The following is a 1,653-nucleotide window of genomic DNA, read 5'->3' on the forward strand; positions in this document are numbered from 1 at the left end:
GCAGGCGAGCCCCACGAGCTCTTCTTCACCCAGGTGCACGCCGTGGGCGTCAACAACCTGCCCAAAGACATCCAAGCCCTGATCGACGCCAGCCTGCCCCACCCCAAGGGCCGCTTTGCTCGCCCGCGCTGGCCCATGCTCGAGCGCCCACTCGGATTCGAGCCCGAGGTCACGGGCGCGATCAACACCGAGCCCCTGCACGGCCACGCCGAGCGCACCGGCTTTGCCTGCCAGTTCCAGGCCGTTCGCCGCGACGTGCCCTGGCGCCCCGTGCTCATGGACGACACCGGCCTGCGCCCCCGCCCACGCCCGACCGCGCTGGGCCCGCAAACGGCCATCGTCGTCGGTCCGGACGGCAGCGAACACCCGAGCGGCGCCCACGAGCTGCACACCGACAAGATGGGTCGCGTGAAAGTGCGCTTCCACTGGCAGAGCATCGATTCACCGCAAAGACGCGCCAGCGACCACAGCTGCTGGTTGCGCGTGGTCCAGCGCCTCTCAGGCCCCGGCATGGGCCACCAGTTCATCCCGCGCATCGGTCAAGAGGTGCTGGTCACCTTCCTGGGCAACGACATCGACCGCCCCGTGGTCCTGGCGGCGCTCTACAACGGCCGGGGTGAGTCGGGTATCGCGCCCACGCCTGGCGGCATGGCTGCTGAAGCCTCGCTCGATGCCTTGGCGCAGTCCACCGACCACACGCCATCGTCGCAAGGCAACCTGATCGGCTCGGGCGCAGGCGGCCACAGCCCCGCCTGGCACGGGGCGGCCAGCGCAGCGGCCAGCCCAGGCGCACAAGGCCAGGCCAACGCCGCAGCGCTCAGCGGCATCAAGAGCAAAGAGTTCGGCGGCAGCGGCCACAACCAACTGGTGTGGGACGACACGCCTGAGCAGCTGCGCACCCAGCTTCACACCACCCAGGCGCAGACCTGGCTGCAGATGGGCCACCTGCTGCACCAGGCCGACAACCACCGGGGCAGCTTCCGGGGCCTGGGCTTTGAGCTGCGATCAGATGCCTGGGGCGGTGTGCGCGCCGCACGCGGCGTGATGCTCAGCACCTTCAGCTTGCGCAATGGCTTGGGTCAGACCGCCGAGCCCGCAGGCGACAACGCCGCCGGCATCGCGCTCGCTCGCCAGATGCAGCAACTGACCGAGACCTTCCACCAAGCGGCCACCACGCATCAGACTGTGGGCTTGGCCACGGCCGCAGGCAGCCGCGCCGCAAAGCAAAGCACGCTCGACGACGCTCTTGCACCGGCGGCCGCCCTCACCAAGAGCCTGATGGGCACCGTCAGCACCACGAGCCTGCCCAATGCGATAGCTGACGCGGCAGACAAGGCCACCGGCGCATCAACCAACAAGCTACCCCACATGGCCGACCCCAACATCGCCATGGTGGGCAAGGCCGGCATCGGCCTCACAGCGGGCCAGGACTGGCACCTCAGCAGCCAGGACACCACCCAGATCGCCAGCGGGCAAGACAGCCACTGGGCCGTGGGCGGGCAGCTGCGGGTGCAGACCGCGCAAGGCATCGGGGTGTTGGCCGGGGCGGTTCAGCCGGGCAGCGAAGCGGCAGGCAAGGGCATCACCGTGATCGCGGCGCAAGGATCGATCGATTGGCAGGCGCAAGCAGGGCCCGCGCAGATCGCTGCCAAG

General features: G+C 69.6%; 1 protein-coding gene. It reads left to right on the forward strand.

Annotated elements, in window-relative coordinates:
- The coding region (locus B2W70_RS04930; RefSeq protein ID WP_286743446.1) for a type VI secretion system Vgr family protein at positions 1–1,653 on the forward strand (1,653 nt) is incomplete at both ends.

The organism is Aquabacterium sp. UBA2148, from assembly GCF_002328915.1.
Classification (GTDB): Bacteria; Pseudomonadota; Gammaproteobacteria; order Burkholderiales; family Burkholderiaceae_C; genus Aquabacterium; species Aquabacterium parvum.